The organism is Pseudomonas cichorii (genome assembly GCF_003700275.1).
GTDB classification, from domain to species: domain Bacteria; phylum Pseudomonadota; class Gammaproteobacteria; order Pseudomonadales; family Pseudomonadaceae; genus Aquipseudomonas; species Aquipseudomonas cichorii_B.
In genome coordinates, this window is the sequence record NZ_RBRE01000080.1 from 1 (window position 1) to 24,721 (window position 24,721).

25 protein-coding genes are annotated in these 24,721 nt (G+C 59.5%); 2 read left to right on the plus strand and 23 right to left on the minus strand.

All coding sequences use genetic code 11. The features are described 5' to 3' along the window. From ALQ04_RS20500 to ALQ04_RS20590, 19 genes are all read right to left on the minus strand, one after another. A partial coding sequence (locus ALQ04_RS20500) for a FimV family protein (RefSeq protein ID WP_147466617.1) occupies nt 1-1,786 on the minus strand: 1,786 nt, incomplete at its 3' end. 108 nt (nt 1,787-1,894) lie between these two features. Next, nucleotides 1,895-2,905 (minus strand): aspartate-semialdehyde dehydrogenase, encoded by a 1,011-nt coding sequence (locus ALQ04_RS20505; RefSeq protein WP_122317569.1) that lies wholly within the window; start codon nt 2,903-2,905, stop codon nt 1,895-1,897. 82 nt (nt 2,906-2,987) lie between these two features. Beyond that, nucleotides 2,988-3,548 carry a DUF1285 domain-containing protein gene (locus ALQ04_RS20510; protein WP_122317570.1) on the minus strand — a complete coding sequence of 187 codons (561 nt, stop codon included), beginning with the start codon at nt 3,546-3,548 and terminating at the stop codon, nt 2,988-2,990. A 9-nt stretch (nt 3,549-3,557) separates the two neighbouring features. Next, nucleotides 3,558-4,160, minus strand: coding sequence for a DUF4823 domain-containing protein (locus ALQ04_RS20515; RefSeq protein ID WP_122317610.1), 603 nt, complete (start codon nt 4,158-4,160; stop codon nt 3,558-3,560). A 172-nt stretch (nt 4,161-4,332) separates the two neighbouring features. After that, a complete protein-coding gene (locus ALQ04_RS20520) occupies nt 4,333-4,995 on the minus strand; it encodes a TetR/AcrR family transcriptional regulator (RefSeq protein WP_122317571.1) in 663 nt (220 codons plus the stop codon). Between the two features lie 120 nt (nt 4,996-5,115). Further along, nucleotides 5,116-5,760 carry a LysE family translocator gene (locus ALQ04_RS20525; protein WP_122317572.1) on the minus strand — a complete coding sequence of 215 codons (645 nt, stop codon included), beginning with the start codon at nt 5,758-5,760 and terminating at the stop codon, nt 5,116-5,118. Between the two features lie 410 nt (nt 5,761-6,170). Beyond that, a complete protein-coding gene (locus tag ALQ04_RS20530) occupies nt 6,171-6,959 on the minus strand; it encodes a TatD family hydrolase (RefSeq protein ID WP_122317573.1) in 789 nt (262 codons plus the stop codon). Between the two features lie 14 nt (nt 6,960-6,973). After that, a complete protein-coding gene (locus ALQ04_RS20535) occupies nt 6,974-7,330 on the minus strand; it encodes a PilZ domain-containing protein (RefSeq protein WP_122317574.1) in 357 nt (118 codons plus the stop codon). A 33-nt stretch (nt 7,331-7,363) separates the two neighbouring features. Further along, nucleotides 7,364-8,350 (minus strand): DNA polymerase III subunit delta', encoded by a 987-nt coding sequence (locus ALQ04_RS20540; protein WP_122317575.1) that lies wholly within the window; start codon nt 8,348-8,350, stop codon nt 7,364-7,366. Further along, on the minus strand, nt 8,343-8,975 hold the full coding sequence (gene tmk / locus ALQ04_RS20545; RefSeq protein WP_122317576.1) for a dTMP kinase: 633 nt from the start codon (nt 8,973-8,975) through the stop codon (nt 8,343-8,345). Before tmk ends, ALQ04_RS20540 begins: the two co-directional genes overlap by 8 nt. A 19-nt stretch (nt 8,976-8,994) precedes the next feature. After that, entirely contained in the window at nt 8,995-10,122 is a 1,128-nt protein-coding gene (mltG, locus tag ALQ04_RS20550) for an endolytic transglycosylase MltG (RefSeq protein ID WP_122317577.1), read from the minus strand. 3 nt (nt 10,123-10,125) lie between these two features. Beyond that, nucleotides 10,126-10,941: an aminodeoxychorismate lyase gene (gene pabC / locus ALQ04_RS20555; protein WP_122317578.1), complete on the minus strand. Its 816-nt coding sequence runs from the start codon at nt 10,939-10,941 to the stop codon at nt 10,126-10,128. Beyond that, a complete protein-coding gene (fabF, locus tag ALQ04_RS20560) occupies nt 10,941-12,185 on the minus strand; it encodes a beta-ketoacyl-ACP synthase II (RefSeq protein ID WP_122317579.1) in 1,245 nt (414 codons plus the stop codon). Before fabF ends, pabC begins: the two co-directional genes overlap by 1 nt. 109 nt (nt 12,186-12,294) lie before the next feature. Beyond that, nucleotides 12,295-12,531 carry an acyl carrier protein gene (acpP, locus tag ALQ04_RS20565; protein WP_122317580.1) on the minus strand — a complete coding sequence of 79 codons (237 nt, stop codon included), beginning with the start codon at nt 12,529-12,531 and terminating at the stop codon, nt 12,295-12,297. A gap of 192 nt (nt 12,532-12,723) precedes the next feature. After that, nucleotides 12,724-13,467, minus strand: a complete 744-nt coding sequence (gene fabG, locus ALQ04_RS20570) for a 3-oxoacyl-ACP reductase FabG (RefSeq protein ID WP_122317581.1) — start codon at nt 13,465-13,467, stop codon at nt 12,724-12,726. 15 nt (nt 13,468-13,482) lie between these two features. Further along, on the minus strand, nt 13,483-14,421 hold the full coding sequence (fabD, locus tag ALQ04_RS20575; RefSeq protein WP_122317582.1) for an ACP S-malonyltransferase: 939 nt from the start codon (nt 14,419-14,421) through the stop codon (nt 13,483-13,485). A gap of 120 nt (nt 14,422-14,541) precedes the next feature. Further along, nucleotides 14,542-15,564: a phosphate acyltransferase PlsX gene (gene plsX, locus ALQ04_RS20580; RefSeq protein ID WP_122317583.1), complete on the minus strand. Its 1,023-nt coding sequence runs from the start codon at nt 15,562-15,564 to the stop codon at nt 14,542-14,544. 4 nt (nt 15,565-15,568) lie between these two features. Next, nucleotides 15,569-15,751, minus strand: coding sequence for a 50S ribosomal protein L32 (gene rpmF / locus ALQ04_RS20585; protein WP_003179396.1), 183 nt, complete (start codon nt 15,749-15,751; stop codon nt 15,569-15,571). 12 nt (nt 15,752-15,763) lie between these two features. Next, nucleotides 15,764-16,291 (minus strand): YceD family protein, encoded by a 528-nt coding sequence (locus ALQ04_RS20590; RefSeq protein ID WP_095067405.1) that lies wholly within the window; start codon nt 16,289-16,291, stop codon nt 15,764-15,766. Between the two features lie 106 nt (nt 16,292-16,397). Here ALQ04_RS20590 and ALQ04_RS20595 point away from each other — a divergent pair, with 106 nt between their 5' ends. Further along, nucleotides 16,398-16,976: a nucleoside triphosphate pyrophosphatase gene (locus ALQ04_RS20595; RefSeq protein WP_183142235.1), complete on the plus strand. Its 579-nt coding sequence runs from the start codon at nt 16,398-16,400 to the stop codon at nt 16,974-16,976. 57 nt (nt 16,977-17,033) lie between these two features. Here the strand turns inward: ALQ04_RS20595 and sppA are convergent, their stop codons facing one another. The 3 genes from sppA to rluC are packed head-to-tail and all read right to left on the minus strand — an operon-like array spanning nt 17,034 to nt 19,672. Next, the gene (gene sppA, locus ALQ04_RS20600) at nt 17,034-18,038 is read right to left on the minus strand and encodes a signal peptide peptidase SppA (RefSeq protein ID WP_122317585.1); all 1,005 of its coding nucleotides are present in this window, start codon (nt 18,036-18,038) and stop codon (nt 17,034-17,036) included. 25 nt (nt 18,039-18,063) lie between these two features. Continuing rightward, nucleotides 18,064-18,726, minus strand: coding sequence for an HAD-IIIA family hydrolase (locus ALQ04_RS20605; protein WP_122317586.1), 663 nt, complete (start codon nt 18,724-18,726; stop codon nt 18,064-18,066). Beyond that, on the minus strand, nt 18,716-19,672 hold the full coding sequence (gene rluC, locus ALQ04_RS20610) for a 23S rRNA pseudouridine(955/2504/2580) synthase RluC (RefSeq protein ID WP_122317587.1): 957 nt from the start codon (nt 19,670-19,672) through the stop codon (nt 18,716-18,718). Before rluC ends, ALQ04_RS20605 begins: the two co-directional genes overlap by 11 nt. Nucleotides 19,673-20,387: 715 nt before the next feature. On the opposite strand from rluC, the gene rne reads away from it, so the two are divergent. After that, entirely contained in the window at nt 20,388-23,576 is a 3,189-nt protein-coding gene (gene rne, locus ALQ04_RS20615) for a ribonuclease E (protein WP_409077281.1), read from the plus strand. Nucleotides 23,577-23,671: 95 nt separating this feature from the next. Here the strand turns inward: rne and murB are convergent, their stop codons facing one another. Further along, entirely contained in the window at nt 23,672-24,691 is a 1,020-nt protein-coding gene (gene murB / locus ALQ04_RS20620; protein WP_122317589.1) for a UDP-N-acetylmuramate dehydrogenase, read from the minus strand. Nucleotides 24,692-24,721: the final 30 nt, after the last annotated feature.

The window sequence follows — 24,721 nt, forward strand, 5'->3', positions numbered from 1 at the left end:
GGGCCGCATAGGCTTTGTTGTTACCCTGCTCGGCGTAGATTTCCATCAGCTTGCGGCGAATGTCATCACGCGCCGGATCTTCCTTGACCGACTCTTCCAGCAATTCGACAGCCTGATTCATCCGGCCGTAGGCGATATGAATCTCGGCCTGGACCAGCGGATCAGCCGGGCGCTCGCGCGACGCGGCAGCGGCTGCTGCAGCCGGACCTGCTCCCATCTTGACGTTGGGTGCCGACACATCGAGCCCGTCGAAACTGGCTTGCGGCACGTCCATATCCATGTCGGAAACGAAATCGGACTCTTCAGCCAGGGCCCGCGCCATGCGCTTGTGCTTTTCAGCCTCAGCCCTGGCATTGCGACGACGTGCCAGGAACAGGAACAACAGGGCCAGGGCCAGAAGCACGCCACCACCAATCAACCCCAACAACACCGGGTTGTTCAGGATGCTGGTCAGCGGGTCTTCTTCCTCGGCGGCAACAGGCTCGACCGCCAGCGGCTGATCGGCAGGCGGCGCCGTTACCTGGGCAGCGACCGCTGGCAAGGCATCTTCCGGCGCCACTTCACCCGCAGGCTTGAGCGGAGCACCATTGGCATCGACCAGTGCAGCCGGGACCGCCGGGTTGGCAGAAGCCGCAGGAGTGACCGGCGCGGCAGGCGCACCGGTCTGCATCTTGGTCAGTTGATCGTTCTTCAGTTCAATGAGGCGCTGCAACTTGTCGAGCTGGCTTTGCAGATCGTTCATGCGGCTTTTCAGCTCGGCATTGTCACGACGCGAGGTATCGAGCGCTTCCTGCGCCACGGCCAGCTTGTTGCTCAGATCGGCATCGCCGGCAGCACCCTTGACAGCAGGCTTGCCACTGGCCGAAACCAGACTGAGGTTGTCACGGGTTTCAACCTGTGAAGGCGCGGCACCGGCTCGCGCACGGCGAGTGGCATCGACCTGACGGGTGCCCGCCGGCAACCGGCGACCTTCGCGCCACGCCCGATACTGCTGGGAAACTTCCGCCAGCGCCTGAGGCTGAGGCAACGCCGTGGTTTGCTGAGGCGTCGGCAGACGCAACACCTGGCCTTTCTTCAGACGGTTGATGTTGCCGCCAATGAAAGCGTCAGGGTTCAGCGCCTGGATCGCCAGCATGGTCTGCTGGACCGTTCCACCCGTACGAACTTTTGCGGCAATTTCCCACAACGTATCGTTATTGGTGGTTACGTATTGTGCCGGCTTGTCCACGGCTGGTGGCGGCAAGGCGACCTCGGGAGCCGGAGCCGGGGCTGGTGCAGCCGCCTCAGGTGCAGGCGCTGTCGCAGGCGGCGCAACCGCTGGCAACTGGGCGGGAGCGGCAGCCGGCGCAGAAGCTGCAGCAGCGGCTGCCGCGGCCTCTGGCGAGAATTTCGGCGGATCCAGCAGCAGACTGTATTCACGCAGCAAGCGGCCATTGGGCCACAGCACCTGAACCAGGAACTTTACATAGGGATCGCGCACAGGTTTGCTGGACGTAATGCGCAGGACACTCTTGCCGCTGGCATTGATAACCGGGGTAAACGTCAGGTCATTGAGAAATGCCTGTCGCGTTACACCGGCCTGGGCGAAATCGGCCGTGGTTGCCAGGCTGGGAACTACCTGGGCAGCATCAAGGCCCTGCGCCTGAGTCAATTCGATCTCGGCTACCAACGGCTGGTTCAGGGTCGACTTGACCGACAATTCCCCGAGCCCCAACGCCTGCGCCATCCCGGATGACAGCGCCGAAGCCGCAGCAATTGCTAATACCAGTTTACGAACCTGAACCATAGCCCATCCCTTGTTTAAAGATTCCCCGGCATCCGGAGAGGTAGTCCTGCATTGGGTGTAAGGCATAGCGCCGCTAGAAATATTCTTCAAATTGTTGCCAAGTATCTTTTACACATAGCCTTTTATCAACAATTCGCCAACCTGGACAGCATTCAGAGCAGCACCTTTACGAACATTATCTGAAGTAAGCCACACATTAAGTTGCTGCGGATCGTCGATTCCCGCACGCACACGCCCTACATAAACCACATCCTGACCTACGGCATCGCCCACCGGGGTCGGGTAATCACCCGCATCGACCAGCTCGATACCCGGTGCAGATTCCAGCAGTTCATTGACCGCTGCCAGGTCTACAGGCTCCGCAGCCTGGACCGAAACACTGAAACTGTCGCCGAAGAAAACCGGCACCTGGATGCAACTGGCCGACACCTTGAGCGCAGGCAACGCCAGCAATTCGCGCACCTCCTCGACCAGGCGTCTTTCCAGCGGCACGTGACCCGATTCATCCGGCGCGCCAACCTGTGCCAACAGATTGAAAGCCATCTGCCGATCGAAGAAACGGGTTTCAAGGGGACGAACATTCAACAGCTCGGTCGTCTGACGGGCCAGTTCGGCAACCCCTTCGCGCCCCAGCGTGGAAACGGCAAGACAGGCCGTGACATTGACGCTGAGCAGATCCATAACGCTGCGCAGGGGCGCGAGCACCATGGCCAGTGCCGTGGCCGAAGCACTCGGACTGCATACCAGATGCGGACCGGCGCCAGAAGCAAGCAGTTCGGCATTGACCTCGGGGATCAGCCGCGGCGCCTGAGCGGCAGGCAGCGCGCCGGAAAGGTCGATCACCGAGCAGCCGGCGGCAATCGCACGGGCTGCAAAACTCAGGGTCACTGCCGGGCCAGCGGCGAAAAACGCCAGCCGAACCTTACTGAAATCGAACTCATCGACTTCCCGCACGCGCACGTTCTTGCCTCTGAAAGGCACGGAATGGCCTGCCGAATCGATACTGGCCAGCAGGTGCAGACCGGCGACCGGGAAATCGCGCTCTTCCAGAATCTGGACGATGGTTTCGCCGACAGTACCGGTGGCGCCGATCACGGCGATATCAAAGGACTGGCTCATGCAAAAACCTCAGGCAAAACAGGGAGCGGCACTTTAACTGTCGCGATGCCAGCAGGCAATTAACCATGCTGGCCAGACAGACTCAGGGCTCCAGGCCAATGGGGAAGAATGAGCCATGGCTCCATACACCCAGCCAATTCTGGCCGTCCAGCTGACGCGAAACCGCCAGCTCGACCAGTTCATAGAACACATTGCGATGGATCAGGGCTTCGAGATTGCTGCGCACATGCACATAGGGCGAAGGCTCCTGGGTGACAGGATCGATCAAGAACCGCAGCGGATGATCGGGCCCGGCTTCGACCTCATCCTCGACATGGGTGACAAAGCGCAGAACCTGCCCTTCCCCTTCGCCACTCACTTGCAGGCCAACAGCTATGAACGGCGCGTCATCGACCTTGATGCCCACCTTCTCCACCGGCGTGACCAGAAAATAGTCATCGCCATCACGACGCAGGATGGTGGAAAACAGACGGACCATGGGTTTGCGGCCAATCGGCGTTCCCAGGTAGTACCAGGTGCCGTCACGGGCGATACGCATATCGATATCGCCACAGAAATCCGGGTTCCACAAATGAACAGGCGGCAAGCCTTTGCCTGCGGGGATCTGCGAAAGCAGATCGGTGGTCTTGCCTGAATCACTCATGTGCCGCCCCTAGCGTTCTACACCCAACAGTCTACGAGCGTAGTCCTCTAGTGGCGGACCAAGCAAATCTTCAGGGCGAGTATCGTAAAGTGTCAGCAATCCGCCACGACTGCGAATGCGTGCGCTGTCGATCAAATAGCGTGTGCTGGTTTCGATCAGCATCAATTGAATGACGCCATGGTCGATCCCCAGACGGTCAACTGCTTCCTGATCGGACCACTCATCGAAGGTGCCGATACGGTCATCGGCCTTGGCAAAGCGCGTGTAGAGCAAGTAATGCGCGCCGGCACTACGCGCCTCTATCATGGCTTCGTCCAGGCCTAGCGGCGCCTGAGCGCGACGGACCATGGGGAAATATTCGACAAAACCCTTGAACGCCTCTTCAGCGACCACGTTGGGACGCGGATAGGCGCGGCCTGGCGGCACGAAAGCGCCCTGGGCGATATAGATGAAGGAGTCCGGCTGAACGCGCCAGTTGCCCAGGCGACGGGTTTCGCTGTGATCGAGCAGGCCCGCATCACTGAACTGCTCACGAACCCCCTCCCCCATATCACTGACTTTCATGCACCCGCTCAACGCCAAAAGCGTCAGCAATAGAACCAGGCTACGCATCGTACTCTCCCAGATGCCGGTGACGGAAAACCGGCGAATGGTCGTCGGATGCAGCTTCCGCGCCAAACAGGACGCGGGAGGGTCAATGTGGGATCGAATTCATTGGCGAGAGGCCGGTGCATCCCACATATATTGATCGCCTGGAATGCTGTCTTCGCAGACAAGTCCGCTGCTACTGGTCGGCAGACCCCGGCTTTACATCAGGCTGCGGGTCGCTGTCGCGCTTGCGCTTGTTGCCCATGCGCACGCCGATATCCATCAGGAAGTGAAAAAAGCCTTCCTGATCTTCCAGCACATTGCTCCAGAACGGCGAGTGATACAGCGCAACCGCGCCATGCACCAGCGCCCAGGCCGCGCAGTAGTGGTAATAGGGCGGCACGTCTTCAAGCTTGCCTTCGGTAATCCGGCCCTTGATCAGCAAGGTCAGGTGCTCGAAGTTCGAGGCCCTGATCTTGTGCAGCTCTTCGACCAGTTCGGGAACCTGATTGCCCTTGACGACTTTCTCTTCCAGACGATCGAACAGACGATAACGCTGCGGATCGCGCATGCGGAATTCAAAGTAGGCACGTGACAGCGCTTCCTTGTCCTTGTCGACATCGGCAGAGTGCAGCAGCTCGTTCAAATCGCGCTCGTAGTCGAGCATCAGCCGCAGATAGATCTCGGCCTTGGATTTGAAGTGCTTGTAGATCGTGCCTTTGCCTATGCCCACGGCATCCGCGATCATCTCGACGGTGACACTGTCTTCACCCTGCTCAAGGAACAGCTTTAGCGCGGTGTCGAGAATTTCCTGCTCACGGCGGCGAAATTCACGGATCTTACGAGGTTCTTTCTGCATAAGGAGATCTGTAGGGATCAAAATCGAAGCCGCGTATTATGCCCAAACGGTGCCAGATTGCACGGATCATCCGACCATCTCAAGGTCGATGGCCGAATTCAAGTGCAAATTGCCTACTGTCTACTGGAGTGCAGGCCGGCCCACGAACTCCATGTATCCACTGATCACGACGTAGAGGGTGAAATAGGCAAAGATCAGCGCCGAGGCGATATAAGACCACTTGAGCATCTTCTCGCCCATGATCCGCCCGCCCTGATGAGCCAGTGCGCACAGGGTAATCGACCAGACCACGCCGGCCGCGAGAAAACCTGCCAGAAACGACGAAGCCGTGGACAGATCGGAACCCTGCCGGGCGATCAGCGCACCACCCACCGCCGCAAACCACAGGATTGCACTGGGCGAGGACATGGCCAGGACAATGCCGCGAAAGAACAGCGCCGGGCCGGTCTTGCCCCATTGCCCGTCGCGACTTTCGATCCCGCCACTGACACCAACCGCACTGGCCACCATCTTGAAGCACAGATAGGCCAGAACCGCCGAGCCTCCCAGCCAGAGCACATAGCGAACCGCTTCATACTGCAGCAACACAGCCATGCCCAGCATGGCCAGCACGGCGTAGATCAGATCACCTACGCAAGTCCCCAGCCCCAGCAGCAGCCCCCTGGAAAAACCGCGCTGCATGGAAAGTGTAATCATCGCGATATTGGCCAGCCCTATGTCAAGACACAGCGAAAGGCTCAGCAGGAAACCATTGGAAAATTCCATTCAACCAACCTCAAAACTCAGCCTCCTTGCAGTACAACAGGGGCACTCGGGACAGACGATGGCTCGTCCGGACGTCCAGGACGCACGGAAGCAAACACATCACTATTAACGCCTTATCGGCGCAGTTCATTTCAAATAGGGTGATTTCTACTGAAGAGGAGCAAGCGTCAGCAACAAGAGCCGTTCATTGAGCACTCAATAACCGGTTTAGTATTCCAAAACTGTTTAAAAAACGATCAATCAAGGCTGGACGGTTCACAATCCTGATCAATACTTAAAACGCTGGCGTGTCATACCCCCCAAATGACAGACCGGTAAAGGTGCTCAGGGACAGCGCATCTTTGTTTTACTCCTAATGGTCTTAACCCGGTTTCACCCCCCCCAGAATCCGGGTTTTTTTTGCCCGCAATTCAGGGTTTGCGTACACGCGCCAGCGGAAACAGCCGGGCAAAGTTTTCGCTGGTCTGCTCGGCAAAGCGCTCGTAAGACTCGCCGCGCAGCATCGCCAGGTACTCGGCCACCTCACGCACATATTGCGGCAGGTTCGGTTTGCCACGATAAGGAATCGGCGCCAGATAAGGCGAATCGGTCTCGACCAGCAGGCGATCAACGGGCACCTGACGCGCCACATCACGCAATGCATCGGCATTACGGAAGGTCACGATGCCGGACAGCGAAATATAAAACCCCAGATCCAGGGCAGCCTTGGCCATGTCCCAGTCTTCAGTGAAGCAATGCAGCACGCCCGCCTGTGGCAAGGCCGCCTCGCGCAACAGACTCAGCGTATCGGCACGCGCACCGCGGGTATGCACGATCACTGGCTTGCCGGTAACCCTGGCGGCTTCCAGGTGCAGGCGAAAGGACGCCTGCTGAAGCTCGGCGGCCTCAGGCTCATAGTGGTAATCAAGGCCCGTTTCGCCAATCGCTACCACCCGAGGATGGTTGAGTTCATTGAGCAGCCAGTCCAGCGCCGGCTCTTCGCCAGGCTTGAGATCGAGCGGGTGAATACCCACCGAGCAATCCACGTCGTCATAACGCTCGGCCAGGGCTTTGACAGCACCGGCGTTGTCGGCGCTGACGCCAATGCACAGAAAATGCCCGACACCCCTGCCGCGCGCCGCTTCAAGGGCAGCGTCCAGAGAGCCATCGTGCTGGGTGAGATCGAGACGATCGAGGTGACAATGCGAATCTACAAGCATGGGCAAAGAGGCAACTACATCGTATGAGTGGGACGGTCGGACTTGAGAGCGCCGACCAGATAGGTTTCGATCAGGTTACGGGCGGTATTGTCGCCATCGTTGAACTGCACGCCGACCCCGGCAGCCCGGTTGCCCTGCGCGCCCTTGGGAGTGATCCAGGTCACCTTGCCGGTCACCGGCACCTTCTCCGGCTCATCCATCAGATTGAGCAGCATGAACACTTCATCGCCCAGCTTGTAACTCTTGCTGGTGGGAATGAACAAGCCGCCATTCTTGATGAACGGCATGTAGGCCGCATACAGCACGGACTTGTCCTTGATGGTCAGGGACAGAATGCCGTTACGTGGACCTGTACTAGGTGGCAAGCTCATTGCTACTCCTCAAGGGTTCCCAAGTCTGCGAGTCTACGCCTGTCCGGGCAGGCCTGCCCACTGCACCAGCAAGGCTTCGAGCAGCAGCACGCGGTTGAGATTGGCCTTGGACATGACCTTCTGCCGCTGCGCCAATACCCAGTCCTGAATATCCAGCACCTTGCTGCGCGGAGTCTTCTGCGCCAGATACTGCACAACCTTGCGCATATCGTTCAAGCCGAGCCCGTCTTCGTCTTCGGTCAACTGGTAACGCAGGATCAGTTGCGACCAGTCGCAGAACCAGTCGAAGAGCAGCAACAGCGGAATATCCTTCCAGCTTTCCGCAAGCTGGGTCGGCGATTGCTGCTGCTTGAGCAGCTTTTTCACGCCATCCACGACTTGCGCCCGCTGCTCACGAATACCCTGAGCCTGGAGTTTGACCGCAGCCAGCGGCGAACCGGCAGCAAGGGTCAGCAATTCCAGGCGTTCGTCTTCGCTGCAGTCCGGCAAGGCGCTCGTCAGCCACTCCAGACTGGCCTGCCGGCCGGGCAGCGGACAGGCCTGTTGGACACAACGGCTTTTGATCGTGGGCAGCAAACGGCTGGGCTGATGACTGACCAGCAGCAGCACGGTATTGCCCGATGGTTCTTCAAGGCTTTTCAGCAAGGCGTTGGCGGCATTGATATTCATCGCCTCGACCGGTTCGATGAGCACCACCTTGCGGCCACCCATTTGCGCAGTCTGCACGACAAAACTCACCAGATCGCGCACCTGATCGACCTTGATCGGCTTGTCAGCCTCTTCCGGCTCCAGCACGTAATTGTCCGGATGACTGCCAGCCGCCAGCAACAGACAGGATTTGCACTGCCCGCACGCCTCAAGCCCCTCGGGACGCTGGCACAGCAGGCTGTGCATCAGACGCTCGGCCAGCGCCCGCTTGCCGATCCCGACAGGGCCGTGCAACAGGTAGGCATGGGCATGCTGGGGACGACCGGCCATCTGCTGCCAGAGAGACGCCTGCCACGGATAAGCCTCAGCCACGGCTGCGCTCCAGCAATTCAGGCAGCAACGCATCGAGAGACTGCTGAACCTCAGCCAGGGTCTGCGCCGCATCCACCAGACGATAGCGCGCAGGCTCGGCCTGGGCACGGGCCAGATAGGTGCTGCGCACCGCATCGAAGAACGTCCGCCCTTCCTGCTCGAACCGATCCAGTCGGCCGCGGGCAGCCGCACGTGACAGGCCGACTTCCACCGGCAAGTCGAACACCAGGGTCAGGTCCGGGCGCAGGCTGCCCTGCACAAAGCTTTCCAGCACGGCAATGCGATCATGGGACAGGCCACGGCCGCCGCCTTGATAGGCATAGGTCGCATCGGTAAAACGATCACACAGTACCACTTCACCCCGCGCCAGAGCGGGCTTGATCACTTCGGCCAGATGCTGGGCGCGGGCGGCGAACACCAACAGCAGCTCGGTATCGGCCGACATCGACTCGTCGCTGGGCGTCAGCAGCAATTCACGAATACGCTCGGCCAGCGGCGTACCACCGGGCTCACGGGTCAGCAACACCTCGATGCCCTGAGCGCGCAATTGCGCCGCCAGGTAATCGCGGTTGGTGCTTTTGCCAGCGCCTTCCGGGCCTTCAAGGGTGATAAACAAGCCAGTCACAGGCGTTCCTTAATTATCTTCATTGCGAGGCCGAATTGCCGGGCGGCGTCTCGGGCGCAGCGGCAGGCTCAGCCTCGGTGGTGGGCGAACCGGATCCGGCAGGCGCGGTCGGAACGGGCGCCGGGCTGGAGCGGTAATCGGCACGACGCTTGATCTGGTATTCGCGTACCGCCGCGTTATGGGCGTCCAGATCGTCGGAAAATACATGGCTGCCATCGCCCTTCGCCACGAAGTACAGGCTGCTGCCCGACACCGGGTTGAGAGCGGCATTGATCGCCTCGCGTCCGGCCAGGGCAATCGGCGTCGGTGGCAGGCCGGCAATCACGTAGGTGTTGTAAGGCGTTGGCTCTTTCAGATGAGCACGGGTCAGCTTGCCGTTATAGCGCTCGCCCATGCCATAGATCACGGTCGGGTCGGTCTGCAGCAGCATCCCCAACCCCAGGCGACGGACGAAAACGCCGGCAATTTCGCCACGCTCGCGAGGAACACCGGTTTCCTTCTCGACCAGCGAAGCCATGATCAATGCCTGATACGGATCCTTGTAAGGCAAGTTTTCCGCGCGCTTGCTCCACTCCTCCTCCAGCACATCCTCAAGGCGGTTGTAGGCCTGCTTGAGCAACTCGGCATCGCTCATGCCGCGCACATAGCGGTAGGTATCAGGAAAGAAGCGGCCTTCCGGGAACACACCGGGATGGCCAAGCCGGGCCATCAGCTCGCTGTCGCTCAGCCCGGACAGGGTTTGCTCAAGCTTGGGTTGTTTGGCCAAGGCGGAGCGGACCTGACGGAAGTTCCAGCCTTCGACCAGCGTCAGGCTGTACTGCACGACTTCCTTGCGCTTCCAGACGCCAAACAGCGCCTGCACGTCCATGCCCGGCGTCATGCGGTATTCGCCACTGTGCAACGGCTGTTCGGCCAGATTGAAACGCCAGTACAGACGCAACCAGAAGGCATCCTTGATCACGCCATCGGCCTGCAGGCGATTCAACACCCCAGAAGGCGAAGAGCCAGCCGGTACGTCCAGCAACTGCTCCTGGGAAACATTCAAGGGCTGGTTCAAGGCTTCTCTCTGCTGCCACCAGGCATAACCCAGCGCCAGACCTGCCAGGACTGCAGCGATTTCCAGCAATACCAATATTTTTCGGATCACGAATCAGTTATCCAGAAGTGCTCGGGCAATGTCTTGCAGTTTACGGGTGAGCGGACCAACCGGCCAGTTCAGCCTTGAAAAGCCACACACCGGCCACACGCCATAAACGCTATTGCATAAAAACAGCTCGTCCGCCTGTTCCAGGTCGGACAAGTGCAGGTCACGGATATCGACAGCAATCCCCTGATTTCGTGCCTGATCCAGCAACTCGGCACGCATCACCCCGGCCACGCCGCAGCGACTCAGGTCAGCGGTCAGCAAGACTCCGTCACGAACCAGGAACAGGTTGCTGTAGACGCCTTCGATCAAGCGACCGGAGGTATCGCACATGAGGCCTTCGGCATGCTCGCTGTCCTGCCACTCGGAACGGGCCAGCACTTGTTCCAGGCGGTTCAGGTGCTTGAGGCCGGCCAGCAGCGGCTGCTCGGCGAGACGGGTCTGACAAGGGAAAAGACGCACGCCCTGCCGGGCATGGGCTGGCGGATATACAGGCGCCGCCGCACCCTGCAGGATGCGCCGCGGTTGCGTATCGGGGGCTGGAGCATAACCACGCTGACTGTCGCCGCGGGTCAGGATCAGCTTCATGACGCCTTCGCCCAGTTGCTCGGCGAAGCAGGTCATTTCGCTCCGAAGCAATGCCTGATCGAACGGGATAGCCAAACGATCACAAGATATTTCAAGACGCTGCAGATGACGCTCGAACAGCAATGCCACACCGTTGCGCACGGCAATGGTTTCAAATACCCCATCGCCGTAGGCCAGACCTCTGTCCCTGAGGGACAGAGTATCTGCGGGACAACCATTGACCCAGTCGAGCATCACTCGCTGAACCGACGGAACACCAGCGAGCCATTGGTACCACCAAATCCGAAGGAGTTGGAGATTGCAACATCGATCGGCATGCGACGCGCCTCATGCGGCACGAAGTCCAGATCACAGCCTTCGTCAGGCTCATCGAGGTTGATGGTCGGCGGAGCCACCTGGTCAGTGATCGCCAGCACACTGAAAATCGCCTCGACAGCGCCTGCGGCACCCAGCAGGTGACCGGTCATGGACTTGGTGGAACTGACGGCCAGTTTGTAGGCGTGATCGCCAAATACCGACTTGATCGCCGAGGCTTCAGCCAGGTCGCCGGCCGGCGTCGAAGTGCCGTGGGCATTGATGTACTGGACCTGATCGACATTGAGCTTCGCATCGCGCAGCGCATTGACGATACAGCGGGCCGCACCGGCGCCGTCCTCAGGTGGCGAGGTCATGTGATAAGCATCGCCACTGGTACCGAAACCGACCAGCTCGGCGTAGATGGTTGCTCCACGCGCCCTGGCGTGTTCCAGCTCTTCGAGCACCATGGCGCCCGAGCCGTCGGACAGGACGAAACCGTCACGCCCCTTGTCCCATGGACGACTGGCGCGCGTCGGATCGTCGTTGCGGGTAGACAATGCACGTGCAGCACCGAAGCCACCCATGCCCAGACCGCAGGCCGCCATTTCAGCGCCACCGGCGATCATCACGTCAGCTTCGCCATAGGCGATGTTGCGTGCGGCCATACCGATACAGTGAGTGCCTGTGGTGCACGCTGTCGCTATGGAATAGTTAGGCCCCTGTACACCCAGGTGGATGGACAGAAAACCGGAAATCATATTGATGATCGAGCCAGGTACAAAGAACGGGGAAATCCGTCCAGGGCCCTGCTCGTGCAGCAGACGACTGCTGTTTTCGATGTTGGTCAGGCCACCGATACCCGAACCCATGGCAACGCCAATGCGCTCGCGGTTGGCATCCGTAACCTCAAGACCGGCATTACGCACAGCCTGAAAGCTGGCTGCCAGACCATACTGAATAAAGAGATCGAGCCGACGAGCTTCCTTCGGCGCCAGATATTCTTCGACATTGAACCCCTTGACCGAACCACCAAAACGGGTGGTAAAAGCCGAAAGGTCAGTGTGCTCGATAAGGCCAATGCCACTGCGGCCCGCCAGAATACCTTGCCAACTGCCGGGTACATCATTACCCAGTGGCGAAAGCATGCCCATCCCGGTGACCACGACGCGTCTACGCGACACAGGACTCTCCTTCTCTATTGTTGACAAAACATCGCGTTTTCAAAGAAAAAACCGCACGCCGGTAACAGCAGTGCGGTTTTCACATCACAGCAACAACGATTACAAAGTCTTAGCCTTTGTTGGCGTTGACGTAATCGATAGCAGCTTGAACGGTGGTGATCTTTTCCGCTTCTTCGTCAGGGATTTCGGTCTCGAATTCCTCTTCCAGAGCCATTACCAGCTCAACGGTGTCCAGGGAGTCAGCACCCAGGTCTTCAACAAAGGAAGCGGTGTTAACGACTTCATCTTCCTTGACGCCAAGTTGCTCGGCAACGATTTTCTTGACGCGCTCTTCGATGGTGCTCATACCTAGTTTTAACTCCTAGTGGAAATATTCAGGCATCTGGCCAGTGGCTAAGTGTATAGAAGAGGTTTTGCCTATTTCAAGCTTCACGCTCCTCGACCTGACCCCACCCGCCCGATTACCTATTTGTAGATTGCAGTTTTACAACGGATTTTAGACAGCTCGCATGACACTTTTTGAAACGAACATCCACTTTTAGCTCATGTACATCCCGCCGTTCACCGGGATTGTAGCCCCGGTAACGTAACCTGCGCCTTCGGACGCAAGAAAAGCGACAACATGTGCAATCTCTTCAGCCTGACCCAGACGCCCCAGAGGGATCTGCGTGATCAGCGACTGACGCTGGGCTTCCGGCAGCTCGCGCGTCATGTCCGTATCGATGAAGCCTGGCGCCACCGAGTTGACAGTTACCGAACGCGAACCGACTTCACGAGCCAGCGCACGACTGAAACCTTCCAGACCTGCCTTGGCAGATGCGTAGTTTACTTGACCTGCGTTGCCCATGGCACCGACAACAGAGCCAATGCTGATGATACGACCCCAACGCGCCTTGGTCATGCCGCGCAGCACGCCCTTGGACAGGCGGAACAGACTGTTCAGGTTGGTATCGACGACATCATGCCACTCGTCATCTTTCATGCGCATCATCAGATTATCGCGGGTGATACCGGCATTGTTGACCAGAATCAGCGGCGCACCGACACGCTCCTGAATCGTTGCCAGAACCGAATCGACAGACTCTGCATTGCAGACATCCAGCATCAGGCCGAAGCCTTCGATGCCGTTTTCCTTGAATGCAGCGCTGATGCGCTCGGCACCCGACTCGGAAGTCGCGGTACCCACGACGACAGCGCCGTTGCGCCCCAACTCCAGAGCGATGGCTTGACCAATACCACGACTGGCACCAGTCACCAGTGCAACTTTACCTTGCAGGCTCATGCAAGCTTCTCCTAATCAGGCCAGTGCCGCACGTGCGGCGGCAAAGGCATCCGGGGTATCCAGGTTGTAGGTAATCACGCCTTCGGCGCAACGCTTGTTCAGACCAGCCAACACCTTGCCCGGCCCACATTCCACCAACTGGGTCGCACCATGGCTGGCCAGGCACTGGACGGATTCCACCCAGCGTACAGGCTTGTACAACTGTTCCAGCAAATCACGCTTGAGCGTAGCCAGATCATTCACTGCGCTGGCGCTGACATTCTGCACCAGAGGGATGACCGGCGCCTGCCAGTCGATCGCCTCGATGGACTCGGCAAAACGCTCGGCTGCCGGACGCATCAACTCGCAATGGGAAGGAACACTGACCGGCAATGGCAATGCACGTTTCGCGCCGCGCGCCTTGCACAGTTCCATCGCACGCTTCACCGCCTCGGCGGCACCGGCAATCACGACCTGGCCCGGCGAGTTGAAGTTCACGGCGCTGACCACTTCGCCCTGCGCCGCTTCGGCACAGGCAGCGATGACATCGGCATCATCCAGCCCCAGGATGGCAGCCATGCCGCCCTGACCGGCCGGCACAGCTTCCTGCATCAACTGACCACGGCGCTCGACCAGCTTGACCGCATCGGCAAGACTCAGACTCTGGGATGCGACCAGCGCACTGTATTCTCCCAGGCTGTGACCGGCAACGAACGCCGGAACCGCACCACCTTCGGCCAGCCACACATGCCACAAGGCAACGGAAGCGGTCAGGATTGCGGGCTGGGTCTTGTCGGTCTGGTTAAGGGACTCGACCGGACCTTGCTGGGTCAACGCCCAGAGGTCATAACCCAGGGCATCGGATGCCTGCTCAAAGGTATCGAGGATCAACGGATGCTGAGCGCCCTGCTCGGCGAGCATGCCGAGCGATTGCGATCCTTGACCCGGAAAGACGAATGCGAGGGATGCAGACATGTAACAGGCCTCTGAATTGTTGTCGTCGAAAAAAATAAGCGTCCGAACCTGTCGAACGCGGGAATTCAAATTTGCGTGACTGCACGTTTGGATGACTGGGCAGTCGATTGCGTCACATTTTCAGGAACCGCCACTTTTCAGCAGCACCTCAAGCCGCCCGCGCAGGCGTTGCGGCAGGTTTTCCCGAACCTCGATCAAGGCACGCTGAATCGCACTCTCGAAGCCCTCGGCACTGGCCGACCCGTGACTCTTGACCACAATGCCCTGCAGGCCCAGCAGGCTCGCACCATTGTGCCGGGCGGGTGCCAGCTCGGCCTGCAGACGCCGCAACAACGGCATCGCCAGAGCACCTACCGCCTTGGTCATCAGGTTGCGCCTGAACAGCTCATCCATTCGCGCAGCAATCATCGTCGCCAGCCCTTCGCTGGACTTGAGCAGCACATTGCCGACAAATCCGTCACAGACCACCACATCCGCTTCGCCACGATACAGGCCATCGCCCTCGACGAAACCGATGTAGTTGAGCCCGCCAGCCGCCTGCAGCAGCCCGGCCGCCAGTTTCACCTGCTGGTTGCCCTTGATGTCCTCGGTGCCGACATTGAGCAGGGCAACCCTGGGATTCACAACCCCCAGCGCCTCGGCAGTGACTGCACCCATCACGGCAAACTGATAAAGAGCCTCGGCCGTACAATCGACGTTGGCCCCCAGGTCCAGCAACTGACAATAGCCATTGCGGGTAGGTATGGCGGCAACCATCGCCGGCCTGTCGATACCCGGCAGGGTCTTGAGCACAAAACGCGACAACGCCATCAACGCCCCGGTATTGCCGGCGCTGACACAGGCCTGGGCCTGACCGTCGGCCACCAGCCCCAACGCAACCCGCATCGAGGAATCAGGCTTGCCACGCAACGCCTGCGACGGACGCTCATCCATGGTGACCACTTCGCTTGCATGAACAATATGCAGGCGCGAGCGATCCACACCGGAATGGAGGGAGATCAGTTCTTCAATGAGGGGAGCTTGGCCGACGAGGGCCAGATGAAGCGAGGGCGTTGCAGTCAGGCACGCGAGGCTTGCCTGAACAATGTTGCGGGGACCGAAGTCCCCGCCCATTGCGTCGATCGCTATGATCGGAGCGGACAAGAAATTACTCGTCAGCGCCCTTGTCGATCACTTTACGGCCACGGTATACGCCTTCTGGCGATACGTGGTGACGCAGGTGAACTTCACCGGTGGTCTTTTCTACGGACAGAGTGCTTGCCTCAAGAGCGTCGTGCGAACGACGCATGTCACGGGCAGAGCGGGATTTTTTGTTCTGCTGAACAGCCATAATGATTAACTCCTAAACGTTTGGGTCACGCTTTAACTGCGCCAATACACTGAACGGGTTGGACCGCGTTACCTCGTCCACGCTCGGTTCGGGCTCATCGAGACCCGCCGGTTGCTGGCATTCTTCCGGATGATGAGCAGGCACAATCGGCAAGGCAAGCAAAAGCTCTTCCTCGATCAATGCCAGCAGATCCAATGGATCTTCGCCCAGTTCCAGCACGTCATAACCTTTCGGTAACGACTGGGTATTCGCACCCTCCTTCACCACCGCGTAACTGCATTCGCTGTGGATCGGCAGGGTGACCAGCTCAAGACAACGCTGGCAAACCATCTTGACCGAGACGTCGATGGAGCTGTGGATAACCACAGACCGGCGCTCGTCACGCTCAAAAACGAATTTCGCCTGCACCGTACCGACATTGTCGGAAAGCGGGTCGCAGAGTCTCTCCAAATCGGCCAGCAGCACTTCACCTTGAAGGGTAGTGCCACGATCAGCCAATTTGCGCGGGTCAACGTGAGGTGGAATCGGGTCATTCAACATAGGCGCAGCATTCTAGGGATGCCCCCTTGGCATGTCAAAGGAAATTCAGGCCTGTTCGCAACTAGCGCCTCTCATTAGAATCGGCGTTCAGCCCACGGAGAACCGTATGCCATCCCTGCTTCTCGCCTCCAGCTCACCTTATCGCCGCGAACTGCTTGGCCGCCTGCGCCTGCCGTTCGCCTGCAAATCGCCCGATATCGACGAAAGCCACCACCCTGACGAGAGCGCCACAGCGCTTGTGCAGCGACTCTCCAGGGAAAAGGCCGAGGCGCTTGCCAGCGAATTTCCGGACCATCTGATCATAGGCTCCGATCAGGTGGCCGTGCTGGACGGACAGATCCTCGGCAAGCCGCACACCTTCGAGCGCGCCCTGGAACAATTGTCGGCGGCCAGCGGCACCACCGTCACCTTCCTCACCGGCCTGGCCCTGCTCAACAGCAGCACCGGCCACTGCCAGGTCGATTACGTACCGTTCAGCGTACACATGCGCGATCTGGATAAAGCCAGCATCGAACGCTACCTGCACGCCGAACAACCTTTCGACTGCGCCGGCAGCTTCAAGGCCGAAGGATTGGGCGTAAGCCTGTTCCGCAGCACCGAAGGCAGTGACGCCACCAGCCTGATCGGCCTGCCACTGATTCGTCTGGTGGACATGCTTATAAATGAAGGCGTGCGCATTCCCTGAACCAGAAACAGACAACCCGACCAATGGTCGGGTTGTTGTTTACTCAGCAGCCATCAATCAGCGCAACGTCGGCCCGGCAAAACCGGCCCATATCGCAATCCGCTCAGCGATACTGGCACCCAGCTTCTTGGAGAAGCGGTCAAAAGGCGACTCCTGAATGGTGTAATCGACGATTTCCTTCTCACCGATCACTTCACGCGCCACATAACTCGCACTGCCCAGACCATCGACCAGCCCCAGCGCTACAGCCTGCTCGCCAGTCCAGATCAGCCCGGAGAACAACTCGGGATGCTCCTTGTCCTTGAGACGGTCACCGCGCCCCTGCTTGACGCTGGCGATGAACTGACGGTGCGTGGTATCCAGCACGCTCTGCCAGAACCGGGTTTCATCAGCCTTCTGCGGCTGGAACGGATCGAGGAACGCCTTGTGCTCACCCGAGGTGTAGGTACGACGATCCACACCCAGTTTTTCCATGACGCCGACAAAACCGAAACCGGCCGCCGTCACACCAATCGAACCCACCAGACTGGCCTTGTCGGCGTAGATCTGATCAGCCGCACTGGCGATGTAATAAGCACCCGAGGCGCCGAGGTCAGTGATGACCGCATAGACTTTGATATTCGGCTTTTCAGCGCGCAGACGACGGATCTCGTCATAGACATAGCCCGACTGAACAGGACTGCCGCCCGGACTGTTGATACGCAGAATCACACCCTTGGTCTTGGCATCCTCGAAGGCCGTGCGCAGGCTGCCGACAATATTGTCGGCGCTGGCCGATTCCTTGTCGGCGATCATGCCCTGCACTTCGATCAGCGCAGTATGGCTTGCACTGCGCGAAGCACTCTTATCAAGGCTCATCAGCGGCGTGAACAGCAGCAACATGGTGAACAGGTAGGCAAAGGTCAGGAATTTGAAAAAGATACCCCAGCGACGCGCACGACGCTGCTCCTGAACACCGGCCAGCAAGGTCTTTTCCAGCAGCTTCCAGCTTTTCGCATCTTCCTTGCCATCAACAGCATCATCTGCTTTTTGCGAGGCAGGCGCTTTCCATTCGTCAGACATACTTCACTTACTCCAACCTCGAAGACTAAACGCCGCGCTCACCCAACCAGGTGCGCAACTCAGAAAAACTATCAATGCACAGTCGCGGCTTGAACTCTCGCAGCGAATCCATGGATTGCGCGCCATAGCCAACCGCAACCGAATCCATGCCGGCGTTGTTCGCCATCAGCAGATCGAAGGACGAATCGCCGACCATCAGCGAACGCTCGGGCGCCACACCGCAATGCGCCATGATTTCATGCAGCATCAGAGGATCGGGCTTGCTGGCGGTTTCATCGGCAGCCCGGGTGATATCGAAGAAATCCACCCAGTCATTGGACTTCAGGACGCGATCCAGACCGCGCCGTGCCTTGCCGGTGGCGACCGCAATGCGATATCCCTCATCGCGAAACGCCTGGATCGACTCGCGCACGCCGGCAAACAGCGGAGATGGCACCTTGTCCATTTCCATGTAACTGTCGGCATAGCGCTGACGGAATTCGAGCAGCTCATTCGGAGAAATCTCCGGATGAAGCGTACGAATCGCTTCCGGCAGGCCGAGGCCGATAATGCCCTTGATCGCCTGATCGTCGCGGGCCTGCATCCCGCCGCCAATTGCCGCGGTGCGCATGGCTTCGACGATACGACCGACCGAGTCGGCCAGCGTACCGTCCCAATCGAAAATCAACAGATCATAGTCACGGCGCACTCAAACGCTCCACGGTCTTGGCCCACATCTCGTCGACCGGGGCCTGCAACTTCAGCTCACCCCCGTCCGGCAAGGGCACGGTCAGCATATAGGCATGCAGGAACAAGCGCTTGCCGCCCAGGTCTCGAATCTCGCTACTGAAATCTTCATCGCCGTACTTGGTATCGCCGGCAATCGCGTGCCCGGCATGCAATGTATGAACACGAATCTGGTGGGTGCGGCCGGTTACCGGCTTGGCCTCGACCATGGTCGCGAAATCGCCGAAACGTCGCAGGACCTTGAAAATCGTCAGAGCCTCCTTGCCTTCGTCGTTGACCTCGACCATGCGCTCGCCCGAGCGCAGGTTGCTCTTGAGCAGCGGCGCGTTGACCTGCTTCTGGGCCGTCGCCCAGTGGCCACGCACCAGCGCCATGTAGCGCTTGTCCACACCGTCGCCGCGCAAGGCCGCATGCAGGTGGCGCAACATGCTGCGCTTCTTGGCGATCATCAGCAGGCCGGAAGTGTCCCGGTCAAGTCGGTGCACAAGCTCCAGCTCCTTGGCGTCGGGACGCAATTGGCGAAAGGCCTCGATGACACCGAAACTCAGACCGCTGCCGCCATGCACGGCAATGCCAGCCGGCTTGTTGAGCACGATCAGGGCCTTATCCTCGTAGACAATGGCCGCCTCAAGGCGCTGCAACAGGCCCTGTGCGACCGGCACAGGCTCGTCACGCTCAGGCACGCGCACAGGCGGGACGCGAACAATGTCGCCCGCCTGCAACTTGTACTCGGGCTTGATCCGCCCCTTGTTCACACGCACTTCGCCTTTGCGCAAAATGCGGTAAATCAAGGTCTTGGGCACACCCTTGAGATAAGTGATCAGAAAGTTATCGATGCGTTGACCGGCAAGTTCCGGGGCAACCTCTACCAGCTGAACGCCGGGGGTTGGGGGGGCAATATTCGTCATGCGGCAAATCATAACAATTTTTTATGGATTTGAAGCACTTAATGATTGCTGCTATAGTCGCGAACGCCGCCAAAAGCGGCCGGACAGCGGACAAACGGTTGACAACCGGCCCTGACCAACGCAATTCACGAGGACGGGAGGCCGTCCTACGAGGCTTTCGGTGACAACGGAGCACGCTGGAAACGTAACGAGCGCAGGTGACATGAGGCCTGAAACACGCCCGATCGCAGAGTAACCACTCGCCTTCAGCGCGCATAATTCACGGCCAGTTCACAAAGTGCAGTCGCTTCCAGACACTACGAGCGAATGTTTCGGGAACAACGCCTCAAGCCATGATGCGCGAACTTCCAATAGAGGCTCGCGGTAAATGCCAACCCGCTGCGGATTCTGCGCGCGGCAGCACCCGAATTATCAGGGATACGTGTAGGGTGGAGATGCACAACCATCGGACTGTGTAGCACAAGGCTTGTTCTAGACGCTTCATCTCGTCCGCTACCGATGGTCGATTCCTCCTCCTGACAAAGTTTTTGCTGTAAAGGGTGCCTTTTGTCACCCCAGCAAACAGGAAACGTCGTCGCGACGCTTCGATCCTTCTGATCGAAAACATCGCTAGACAATGGAGTGTCCCGACACTCTTGACGTGCCCTGACACCGACCGTGAGAAGTCGTGTGTGCCGAACGCCGTTTCCGGCAGCCCGGAAACCGACGGTACTACATGAAAAGAATGTTGATTAACGCAACTCAACCCGAAGAGTTGCGTGTTGCTCTGGTAGACGGCCAGCGCCTCTACGACCTGGATATCGAGTCCGGTGCTCGCGAACAGAAGAAGGCCAATATCTATAAAGGCCGGATCACCCGCATCGAGCCAAGCCTGGAGGCCGCTTTCGTCGATTTCGGCTCCGAGCGCCATGGCTTCCTGCCCCTCAAGGAAATCTCTCGCGAATACTTCAAGAAGTCTCCTGAAGGCCGCGTAAACATCAAGGACGTCCTGAGCGAAGGCCAGGAAGTCATCGTCCAGGTCGAGAAAGAAGAACGTGGCAACAAGGGCGCAGCCCTGACCACCTTCATCAGCCTGGCTGGCCGCTATCTGGTCCTGATGCCGAACAACCCGCGTGCCGGCGGCATCTCGCGCCGCATCGAAGGCGAAGAGCGCAACGAACTGCGCGAAGCCCTCAATGGCCTGATCGCCCCTGCCGACATGGGCCTGATCGTGCGCACTGCCGGCCTGGGCCGCAGCAGCGAAGAAATGCAGTGGGACCTCGACTACCTGCTGCAACTCTGGACCGCCATCAAGGAAGCGTCCCTGGATCGCGCCGCGCCATTCCTGATCTACCAGGAAAGCAACGTCATCATCCGCGCCATCCGCGACTACCTGCGCCAGGATATCGGTGAAGTCCTGATCGACAGCATCGAAGCCCAGGAAGAAGCCCTGACCTTCATCCGTCAGGTAATGCCGCAGTACGCCAGCAAGATCAAGCTGTATGAAGACAGCGTTCCGCTGTTCAACCGCTTCCAGATCGAAAGCCAGATCGAAACCGCCTTCCAGCGCGTCGTCGAACTGCCTTCCGGCGGCTCCATCGTCATCGATCCGACCGAAGCCCTGGTGTCCATCGACATCAACTCGGCGCGCGCCACCAAAGGCAGCGACATCGAAGAAACCGCCCTGCAGACCAACCTCGAAGCCGCCGAAGAAATCGCCCGTCAGTTGCGCCTGCGCGACATCGGCGGCCTGATCGTCATCGACTTCATCGACATGACGCCTGCCAAGAACCAGCGCGCCGTGGAAGAGAAAGTCCGCGAAAGCCTGGAAGCCGACCGCGCCCGTGTTCAGGTCGGTCGCATCTCGCGCTTCGGCCTGCTGGAAATGTCCCGTCAGCGCCTGCGCCCTTCCCTGGGTGAAAGCAGCGGCATCGTCTGCCCGCGTTGCAATGGCACCGGCATCATCCGTGACGTCGAATCCCTGTCGCTAGCAATCCTGCGCCTGATCGAAGAAGAAGCCCTGAAAGACCGCACTGCCGAAGTGCGCGCCCAGGTGCCGATCCCGGTCGCCGCGTTCCTGCTCAACGAGAAACGCAACTCGATCACCAAGATCGAACTGCGCACCCGTGCACGGATCATCATCCTGCCGAACGATCATCTGGAAACACCGCACTTTGAAGTGCAGCGTTTGCGCGATGACAGCCCGGAAGCCCACAACAACCAGACCAGCTACGAAATCGCTGCTGCCGCTGCCGAAGTGGAAGAAGTTGCACCGCAAGCCGCTGCAACACGCACCCTGGTTCGCCAGGAAGCCGCCGTCAAGACCGCTCCGCCGCGCGCCAACGCCCCGGTTCCGGCCCAGGCTGCAGCTCCGGTCGCAGCACCGGTTGCCCACGAACCAAGCCTGTTCAAGGGCCTGGTGAAATCCCTGGTCAGCCTGTTCGCCACCAAGGAAGAACCAGTCGCTCCGGTGGTCGTGGAAAAACCGGCCAGCGAGCGCCCTGCCCGCAACGAAGAGCGCCGCAACGGTCGTCAACAAAGCCGTGGCCGCACCAACCGTCGCGACGAAGAGCGCAAGCCGCGTGAAGAACGTGCGCCACGTGAAGAGCGTGCCGAACGCGCCCCTCGCGAAGAGCGTGCACCGCGTGAAGAGCGTCAACCGCGCGAGCCACGTGAAGCCCGTGACGATTCCGCACCACGTGAAGAACGCCAGCCTCGCGCGCCTCGCGAAGAACGCGCACCACGTGAGCGCAAGCCACGCGAAGAGCGTCCGGTACGCGAACTGCGTGAACCTCTGGATGCCGCGCCGGCCGCCGTACGTGAAGAACGCCCTGAGCGTGCACCACGTGAAGAGCGCCAGCCACGTGCACCGCGTGAAGAGCGTCAACAACGTGCCGAGCAGGTTGCCGATGCAGCCAGCGAAGAAGAACTGCTGAACAATGAAGAGCTGAACGAAGACAACCAGGAAGGCAGCGAAGGCGACCGCCCTCGTCGTCGCTCCCGTGGTCAGCGTCGTCGCAGCAACCGCCGCGAGCGTCAGCGTGACGCCAATGGCAATGTGATCGAAGGCTCCGAAGAGAACGAAGGCAGTGACGACCTGGCCGCAGGCCTGGCAGTTACCGCAGCGGTCGCCGACAGCGTGATCAGTGCTCCGGCCGAGGCGCAAGCCAACCGTCAGGCAGAACGCGCCAACGCAGCAGCCGATACCTCTGCAGAGACTGCAACCCAGGCCCAGGCACCTGCTGACGAAGCACAGCCGGTCGAAGCTCAAGCTGTAGAAGCTCCGGTCAGCGAAACGCCAGTGATCGAAGCTGCAGTTGCAGAAGCTCCAGCCGTTGAAGCACCGCTTGCCGAAACGACTCCTGCAGTTGAAGCCGCACCTGAAGTCGAAGTGCAGCCAGCCGCAGTAGAAGCGCCAGCCCGTGCAGCCCAGACAGAACTGTTTGAAGCGCCACAGGCCGAGAACGTCGTACCGTTCACGCCAACGCCAGAGCCAACACCGGAAGTTGCGGTAGAAGCTCCGGTTGTAGCCGACGTACCAGCGACCGAATCCGCCGAGCTGCCAGTGCCAGCACCAGCCGTCGAGCCTGTGCTTGTGCAGGAGGAGCCCGCTCCTTATGCCGCGCCACAAGCCGTCGAGCCTGAGCCGGCAGCAGCCGAGCCGGTAGTTGCCGAAGCTCCGGCAGTCAGCAGCAATGGCCGCGCCCCTAACGATCCTCGCGAAGTTCGTCGCCGCAAGCGCGAAGAAGAAGAGCGTCGTCGTCAGGAAGCTGCCGCCAGCACTGCAACCACCACAGAAGCCGCACCTGTTGCTGCTGAAGTAGAATCGGCCCAGCCACAGGCTGCCGAGGAAAAGGTTGAAGAAGTGACTGCGCAGCAACAGCCTCAAGCCGAGAAAGAGACCGAGCCTAAACCCCTCGTCTAAGCCTCAGCCATGAAAAAGCCCTACCTGTGTGAGCAGGTAGGGCTTTTTTGTGCCTGTCGTTTCAGCCCGGCAGCGGCCAGCGTGAAAGTGCAACCTCAATACAGATTGGGCTCCATCTCCAGCGCCACACCAAAACGCTCAAGGATATCCGCCTGAATCCGACGGGCGAGATTCAGCAGTTGCAGGCCGCTGGCCTGACCATAATTGACCAGTACCAACGATTGAAGCGCATGCACGCCTGCATCGCCCTCACGAAAGCCCTTCCAGCCAGCCTGTTCGATCAACCAGCCGGCAGCCAGCTTGACCCGGCCATCGGCCTGGGGATAACCCACCAGCCCCGGATACTGACGCTTGATGGTTTCGCTCAGCTCAGCGTTCACCAAAGGGTTCTTGAAGAAGCTTCCGGCATTGCCCAGAACGGCAGGGTCCGGCAGTTTTTCACTACGAATCGCACAGATGGCCCGGCTGACATCAAAGGGACTCGGCGTCTTGATCCCCATCTGCTCAAGGCGCTGGCGAACCGGCCCATATTCAAGATGCAGGGAAGGCGTGCGACTCAAGGCAAAGCGCACACGCAGAATCAGCCAGCGACCGGGCTGCTGCTTGAAGATACTGTCACGGTAATCGAAACGGCACTCTTCCAGGGAAAACTCGCGCAGCTCGCCGCTCTGCCGATCCAGCGCCGTCAGGCTGTGGAAGACATCCTTGATCTCGACCCCGTAGGCACCAATGTTCTGCATCGGCGCAGCGCCAACGGTGCCGGGGATCAGGCTCAGGTTCTCCAGGCCGGCAAAACCCAGCTCCAGACAGGATTGCACGAACGGATGCCAGGGCTCGCCCGCCTCCGCCTCGACAATGCCCTGCCCGCAATCTTCCTTGACGATGCGAATCCCGCGACTGGCCATGCGCAGCACCAGTGCCCGTACATCGTCGGTCAGCAGCAGGTTACTGCCACCACCCACCACCAGCAGCGGAACATCATGCCTGACGCAATATGCCAGGGCCTGACGCACATCTTCGTCGTCCTGCGCCTCGGCAAACAGTTGCGCCTGCACATCCACGCCAAAGGTATTGAAAGGCTTCAGGGAAACCCCGGACTGTACCTGCAAGGTCATGCGCTCACCTTCAGTTGAACGAAACCACCA